Here is a 7,698-nt window from a genome sequence, read left to right as displayed (position 1 = left end):
CGCCCGATCGCCGGGCGGGGGCGGGTCCTTCCGTCGGTCGGGGCGGCGGACCGGGACCGCGGGGCGGCGGACCAGGGCCGGGGGCGGGCCCTCCCGTCAGCCGCAGCCGCAGCTGGCGCGGCGGACCTGGGAGACCGGGAGCATCAGCGAGACCGGCTCCCGGTCCCTCTCGGCCAGCCGCTGCACCAGCAGCTCCACCGCCTGCTCGCCGAGCCGGCGGATCGGCTGGCGCACCGTCGTCAGCGACGGCGTCACGATGCGGCCGAGCGGAATCCCGTCGAAGCCGGTGACCGCGACGTCCTCGGGCACCCGCACTCCGCGCCGCTCCAGCGCGCGCAGCGCGCCCACCGCCATCTGGTCGTTGGCGAAGAGCATCCCCTGCGGCCGCTCGCCGGGCCGGTCGAGCAGCGCTTCGGCGGCCCGCGCCCCCTCTGCCTGCGTCATCATCGCGACCCGCAGGTCGGGTGCCCCGGGCACCGGGAGTCCGGCGTCCGCGCAGGCCTGCCGGAAGCCCAGGAACCGCGCCTCCGCGTCCGGGGCGTCGGCCTCGCCGCCGACGAAGGCGAGCCTGCGCAGCCCGTGGTCCTCGATCAGGTGGCGGGCCAGCTCACGCTCGCCGTCCGTGTTGGCCACGACGATGTGGTCGAGGTGGTCTATCTCGCGGGGGCCGGCCAGCATCACCACCGGGAGCCGGCGCGATATCACGTCCAGGTCCTCGGTCGGCACGGTCCGCGCCATGACGGCGAAGCCGTCGACCCGCCCGGCGACCTTCGCGACGAGATCCTCCGTCCCGCCCTCCAGCAGGGCGGCGATCAGCAGCGCGTAGCCGTGCCGCCGGGCCGCGCGCTCCATGCCGCGGATGACCTGGTCGGAGTAGAGCATCACCGCGTCGTCGGCGTCGCTGTCCTCCGCCTCCGCCTCGGCCTCGGGGTCGGCGTAGTCCGGGAAGCAGAGGCCGAGCACGCCGGTGGTCCGGCTGGCCAGGCCCCGGGCGTTGCCGCTGGGTACGTAACCCAGCGAGCGGGCGGCCTCCAGGACCCGTTCCCGGGTCTGCGCGCGCACCGAGTCCGGGGTGCGGTAGACCCGCGAGACCGTGGCGATGGAGACACCCGCCCGCTCGGCGACGTCGTAGACGGTGGGCGCGCTCACTCGACCGACCGCCCGCTGTTCGTGCTGTGCCGAAGCACCAGTTGCTGCATGGACCGACCCTTTTCTGAAAGCGCATTCACCCTAGATCGCGGGCCGCTCGGCGAGCAAGGCTATCGGAGCGCGATCTAGGGACGGCCGAAAAGCGCCCCGAGAAAGACAGGCAGCCTTGCAAGGTGCCCTGTGCATCTTTTACGGTCGGGGCATGCCTGAACCCCGTACCCCCCTGGCCGCCGACGACGGCGGAGCGCCGGACGCCGAGGAGCTGGCGGTGCGGCTGTCCGCCGTGGTCGGACGGCTGCTGCGGCGGCTGCGCGCAACCTCCTCGGGCGGCCTGCTGACACCGACGCAGCGCGCGGTGCTCGCCCGGCTGGACCGGGAGGGGCCGGCCACCACGGCCGCGCTGGCCCGCGCGGAGTACGTGCGCCCGCAGTCCATGCGGCTGACCCTCGGGGCGCTGGAGAACCAGGGGCTGGTCGGGCGCTCGCCCGATCCGGACGACGGCCGCAAGTCCGTGGTGTCGCTCACCGCGGCCGGGGCCGCGACGCTCGCCGAGGTCAGGGCCGCCAAGCACGACTGGCTCGCCGAGGCCCTCGCGGCCGGACTCGACGGTGCCGAGCGCCGCACCGTGGCCGAGGCCGTCGAGCTGCTCGACCGGCTGACCGGGGCGCGATGACGGGTACGCCCGTCCCGTCCCGCCCCGTCCCGCCCCGTCCCGCCCTGTCCCCGTAGCCTCCGCCTCCCCCCACCCGCCTCGCACAGAAGCAACAGGAGCAGCGCCATGACCGCCACCACTCTCGATCCGAAGACCGCCCTGGTCGTCATCGACCTCCAGAAGGGCATCGTCGGCAGGGAGACCGCCCCCCGCCCCGCCGCCGAGGTCGTCGCCCGTTCCGCGGCGCTCGCCGACGCCTTCCGCGCCAAGGGCCTCCCGGTCGTCCTCGTCCATGTCGTCGACGGCGCGCCCGGCCGCAACGAGAGCCCGGCGGGCTCCGGCGGGCAGCCGCCCGCCGACTGGGCGGAGATCGTGCCGGAGCTCGGACCGCGTGAGGGCGACATCGTCGTCACCAAGCGCACCTGGGGCGCCTTCCACGGCACCGACCTCGACCTGCGGCTGCGCCGGGCGGGGGTCACCCAGATCGTCCTCACCGGTATCGCGACCAGCATCGGCGTCGAGTCCACCGCCCGCGCGGCGTACGAGCATGGCTACCACGTCACGATCGCCACCGACGCGGTCACCGACATGGACGCCGGCACCCACCGCAACAGCGTCGAGCGGATCTTCCCGCGCCTGGCGGAGACGGACACCGCGGAGGCGATCGCCGGGCTGCTCGGCTGATCCCCTCCCCACGGCCCCGGGGGCCGGGGCCGCCGTCGCTCCGCCACCGCCCGCCGGAAGACGGCGGAGGCGGGACGGCGGTGGTCCGGCGGCGGGCCGGCGGCAGGCCCTGGGCCGCACGGGTGAGCTTCGGGGCGGCGGCGCCGTGTCTGCGCCGCCGCCCGCGTACAGGCGCCTTCAGTAGGTGGACGAAATCAGTGTGATCAACTGCAAATGCCACCAAGAGCGCCCCATCCGGCCCACCCGCTGACGGCCGGTCCGGGCCGGCCCCGGAGGTACCAGCCATGCCCCACCCAGGGCGTGTTTCGAAAGTCCAGCGGGGGACGGCCGCCCGCAAGCGCCGCTCCCTCGCGCTCCTCACGACCGGTGTGCTGGCCCTCCCCCTGCTGGCGGGCTGCGGCTCCGGCAACGGCGGCACCGCGGCCCCCGACGTCGCCGCCGTCGACCGGAACCGGATCGCCGACGGCGGCACGGTCGACTGGGCGATCGACGCGATGCCCACCACCCTCAACGCCTTCCAGGCGGACGCCGACGGCACGACCGCCCGGATCACCGGCGCCCTGCTGCCGACGCTCTTCCCGCTCGACGACCGGGGCATGCCGCAGCGGAACCCGGACTACCTGGAGTCCGCGAAGGTGGTCGAGCGCGAACCCCGGCAGGTGGTGCTCTACCGCCTCAACCAGCAGGCGGTGTGGAGCGACGGCCGGGAGATCGGAGCCCCCGACTTCCTCGCCCAGTGGCGGGCGCTGAGCGGCCGCGACAGCGCGTTCTGGACCGCCCGCAACGCCGGGTACGACCGCATCGAGAAGATCGAGCGCGGCGCCGACGATCTGGAGGTACGGGTCACCTTCAACAGACCGTACGCGGACTGGCGCTCGCTGTTCTCCCCGCTGTACCCGAAGGAGACGACCGGCTCCCCGGACGCCTTCAACGACGCGTCCCGCACCACCCTGAAGGCGACCGCCGGGCCCTTCCGGCTGGGCGGCCTGGACAAGAAGGCGGGCGAGGTCACCCTCGTCCGCAACCCCCGCTGGTGGGGCACCCGGGCCAAGCTCGACTCGCTGGTCTTCCGGGCCGTCGCCCCGCGCGACCGGGCCGCCGCCCTCGCCTCGGGCCGGGTCGACGTGGCCGACATCGACGCCGCCGCGGCCGGCCGGATCACCCGGGCCGTCCGCGACCGGGCGAAGGGGCGACCGCCCCTCGCACTGGGCCCCGGCGCCGCGACGGACCCGGCCACGGCCCTGCGCTCCTGGGCCGAGGCCCACGGCTCGGACCCCGAGGCGGCCGCCGCCGCCCGGGCCGCCAGGGAACGGGCCCGGGCCGACGCCGAGGCGTACGCCGCCGAGCAGAAGGCGCTGGGCGGCTACGTGGTGCGCAAGTCGCTGGAGCCCGCGTACACCCAGCTCGCGCTGAACGGCGAGTCCGGGCCGCTGGCGGACGACCGGGTGCGCCGGGCGGTCGCCCGCGCCCTGGACCGCCAGGAACTGGCGGACACCGTGCTGGGGCCGCTCGGCCTGCCCGCCCGGCCGGTCGGCAGCCACCTGGCCCTCGCCGGCCAGCCCGGCTACCAGGACGGCAGCGACGCCCTCGGCGGCCGGGACCCCGAGCGGGCACAGGCGCTGCTGGCCGAGGCGGGCTGGACCCGGGAGGGCGCGGCCCGCCAGGGCAACGGCACCAAGGCGGGCAGTGAGGCCGAGGAGCAGGGCCCCGAAGCGGGGACGGCCGGTGACGAGGGAGCGGACGAGCAGCCGGCCGCCGGCGACGACGGCAAGCCAGGCGAGGGCGACCCGGCCGACGGCATCCACGTACTGGCCCCCGCCCCCGCCGCCGCGGTCCACAGCGCCGCCCTGCTGCGCCAGGCCGACCGCCTCGCCCCGTCCGGTGAGACCGCCCCCGGCGAGGCCGCCCCCGGCCGGCCCGGCGCCCAGGGCCAGCGGACCGGCGGTGCGGTGGGCGCGTACGCCCCGCCGGGCACCGCGGCCCCCGCCCGGGCGGCGGGCCCGCGCCCCGGCCCGCTCGGCAAGGACGGCAAGCCGCTCAGCCTGCGCTTCGTCCTGCCGTCCGGCCCCGGCTCGGAGCAGTTGCGCGGGGTGGGCGACCGGATCTCGGCGATGCTGGAGGAGATCGGCATCCGCACGGAGATCGTGAAGGTGCCCGACGAGAGCTACTTCCGGGACCACGTCGCCGCAGGCGAGTACGACCTGGCCCTCTACTCCTGGCCCGCGACCGCCTACCCGGCCACCGACGACCGGCCGATCTTCGCCAAGCCGGTGCCCGCCACCGACGGCTCGCTCCAGGTCGAGCAGAACTACACCCGCGTCGGCACCGACCACATCGACCAGCTCTTCGACCGGGCCGTCGCGGAGCTCGACGAATCCGCGGCCCAGGAGCTGATGAAGCAGGCCGACGCCCGGATCTGGGCCGCCGCCGGATCGATCCCGCTCTACCGGCGCCCGCAGCTGGTCGCGGTGGACCGGAAGCTGGTGAACGTCGGGGCCTTCGGCTTCGCCGCACCGCGCTACCAGGACATCGGTTTCGAGCGGACCTAGGCGCACGGTTCCGCGGGGCCGGGCACGCGGACGGCCCGGATCCGACCGCCGGACACGGCCTGGAGGGGCGTTCGCCGGACGCCCCTCCAGGCCGCCGGTCCTCCCGCGGACCGGGAGGAGCAGCAGGTCAGCACCTGGGCCCGGGTGCCCCGGCCCGCTCGGCCGAAAGCTCAGGAATGGCTCAAATCCCTTGCCCGCCGCCTTGCCCCGCGGGCAAGGTCGGCCCGGGCCCCATGGGCCCGAGCCCGTTGACCCGGGCGGCCGCTCGATCCCCCCACCTCCGAGACCCGTACCGGGGCCCCTACCCCGGTCTCCCGGAGAACCCGCTCCGGAGCCCCACCTCCGAAGCCGTGCAGGTCCGGGCCTGTCCCAGGACAGACCCAGCGTCCCCATCGCGCCCCCGTGGCCGCGTCCCCGGTGAAATCCGCCGGAAGACCCGGCCACGGGGGCGCGAACGTGCGGCCTACGCGGATCGGGGCCGGTACGTCGGCCCCGGTCGGGGCGGCCGGAGACGGGCCCGGGGGAGGCCCCGTAGCTCGCCCGGGAAGCCGCTGCGGCGCCGGGCCCGTACCATTGGACGAGCCGTGGCGCGTCCGCCCGGTGGGCGTACGAGGACTTGAGACCGACTTAGACGCCTGATCCCACGATCCGAGAGAAGCGCAAGCCACCCATGCCCACGCGCCATGACATCCGTAACGTAGCCATTGTTGCCCACGTCGACCACGGCAAGACGACCATCGTCGATGCCATGCTCAAGCAGGCCGGGGCGTTCGCCGCCCACCAGCTGGAGTCCGTCGACGACCGCGTCATGGACTCGAACGACCTGGAGCGTGAGAAGGGCATCACGATCCTCGCCAAGAACACGGCGGTGAAGTATCACCCCAAGGACGGCGGGGCGCCCATCACGATCAACATCATCGACACCCCGGGCCACGCCGACTTCGGCGGCGAGGTCGAGCGCGGTCTGTCGATGGTGGACGCGGTCGTGCTGCTGGTGGACGCTTCCGAGGGCCCGCTGCCGCAGACCCGCTTCGTGCTGCGCAAGGCGCTTCAGCAGCGGCTGCCGGTGATCCTCTGCATCAACAAGACGGACCGCCCGGACTCCCGGATCGACGAGGTCGTCAACGAGACCTACGACCTCTTCCTCGACCTGGACGCCGACGAGGACCAGATCGAGTTCCCGATCGTCTACGCCTGCGGCCGTGACGGCATCGCGTCCCTCACCAAGCCCGAGGACGGCACCGTCCCGGCCGACTCCACCAGCCTGGAGCCGTTCTTCTCCACCATCCTGGAGCACGTCCCGGCCCCGACGTACGAGGAGAACGGGCCGCTCCAGGCCCACGTCACCAACCTCGACGCCGACAACTTCCTCGGCCGCATCGCGCTGCTCCGCGTCGAGCAGGGCGAGCTGCGCAAGGGCCAGACGGTCGCGTGGATCAAGCGTGACGGCACGGTCTCCAACGTCCGCATCTCCGAGCTGATGATGACCGAGGCGCTCACCCGCAAGCCCGCCGAGGTGGCGGGCCCCGGTGACATCTGCGCCGTGGCCGGTATCCCGGAGATCATGATCGGCGAGACGCTGGCCGACCCGGAGAACCCGGTCGCGCTGCCGCTGATCACGGTCGACGAGCCCGCGATCTCCATGACCATCGGTACGAACACCTCGCCGCTGGTCGGCCGCGGCGGCACCGGCAAGGGCGCCGACGCCAAGGCCGCCGTCAAGGACCGCAAGGTCACCGCCCGCCAGGTCAAGGACCGCCTGGACCGCGAGCTGATCGGTAACGTCTCGCTCCGCGTCCTGGACACCGAGCGCCCCGACGCCTGGGAGGTGCAGGGCCGCGGCGAGCTGGCGCTGGCCATCCTGGTCGAGCAGATGCGCCGTGAGGGCTTCGAGCTGACCATCGGCAAGCCGCAGGTGGTCACCAAGCAGGTCGAGGGCAAGACGTACGAGCCGGTCGAGCGCATGACCGTCGACGTGCCCGAGGAGCACATGGGCGCCGTCACCCAGCTCATGGGCGTCCGCAAGGGCCGGATGGACAACATGTCGAACCACGGCTCCGGCTGGGTCCGCATCGAGTTCGTCGTCCCCTCCCGCGGCCTCATCGGTTTCCGTACCGAGTTCCTGACGCAGACCCGCGGCACGGGCATCGCCCACTCCATCCACGAGGGCCACGAGCCGTGGTTCGGCACGCTGACGACGCGCAACAACGGCTCGCTGGTCGCCGACCGCGCGGGTGCGGTCACCGCCTTCGCGATGACCAACCTCCAGGAGCGCGGCGTGCTCTTCACCGACCCGGGCACCGAGGTCTACGAGGGCATGATCGTCGGTGAGAACTCGCGCGCCGACGACATGGACGTGAACATCACCAAGGAGAAGAAGCTCACCAACATGCGCTCCTCCTCCGCCGACTCCTTCGAGGCGATCGTGCCGCCGCGCAAACTCTCCCTGGAGCAGTCCCTGGAGTTCTGCCGCGACGACGAGTGCGTCGAGGTGACCCCGGAGGCCGTGCGTATCCGCAAGGTCGTCCTGGACCAGAAGGAGCGCGGCCGCACCGCCTCGCGCGCCAAGCGCTGATCCGCCACGGGCGCCGGGGCCTGCCCCCGGACCGCCGCCCGCACGGACAACGGGGCCCGGGTCACCGTCGGGTTACGGTGAACCGGGCC

General features: G+C 74.1%; 5 protein-coding genes. 4 read left to right on the top strand and 1 reads right to left on the bottom strand.

Annotated features, from left to right (window positions below):
- Positions 1–96: 96 nt before the first annotated feature.
- Positions 97–1,149, bottom strand: a complete 1,053-nt coding sequence (locus ACFCV8_RS34645) for a LacI family DNA-binding transcriptional regulator (RefSeq protein WP_376689489.1) — start codon at positions 1,147–1,149, stop codon at positions 97–99.
- Positions 1,150–1,351: 202 nt separating this feature from the next.
- On the opposite strand from ACFCV8_RS34645, the gene ACFCV8_RS34640 reads away from it, so the two are divergent.
- The 4 genes from ACFCV8_RS34640 to typA all read left to right on the top strand — a co-directional run bounded on the left by ACFCV8_RS34640 (position 1,352) and on the right by typA (position 7,609).
- Positions 1,352–1,822 (top strand): MarR family winged helix-turn-helix transcriptional regulator, encoded by a 471-nt coding sequence (locus ACFCV8_RS34640; RefSeq protein ID WP_376689488.1) that lies wholly within the window; start codon positions 1,352–1,354, stop codon positions 1,820–1,822.
- Between the two features lie 105 nt (positions 1,823–1,927).
- Positions 1,928–2,485, top strand: a complete 558-nt coding sequence (locus ACFCV8_RS34635; RefSeq protein ID WP_376689487.1) for an isochorismatase family protein — start codon at positions 1,928–1,930, stop codon at positions 2,483–2,485.
- A gap of 284 nt (positions 2,486–2,769) precedes the next feature.
- Positions 2,770–5,034, top strand: a complete 2,265-nt coding sequence (locus ACFCV8_RS34630; RefSeq protein ID WP_376689486.1) for an ABC transporter family substrate-binding protein — start codon at positions 2,770–2,772, stop codon at positions 5,032–5,034.
- 670 nt (positions 5,035–5,704) lie between these two features.
- A complete protein-coding gene (gene typA / locus ACFCV8_RS34625) occupies positions 5,705–7,609 on the top strand; it encodes a translational GTPase TypA (protein ID WP_376689485.1) in 1,905 nt (634 codons plus the stop codon).
- Positions 7,610–7,698: the final 89 nt, after the last annotated feature.

Source organism: Streptomyces sp. NPDC056347 (assembly GCF_042262625.1).
Classification (GTDB): domain Bacteria; phylum Actinomycetota; class Actinomycetes; order Streptomycetales; family Streptomycetaceae; genus Streptomyces.
The sequence above is the reverse complement of the archived record's forward strand: the minus strand, read 5'-3'. Positions and strand labels throughout refer to the sequence as shown.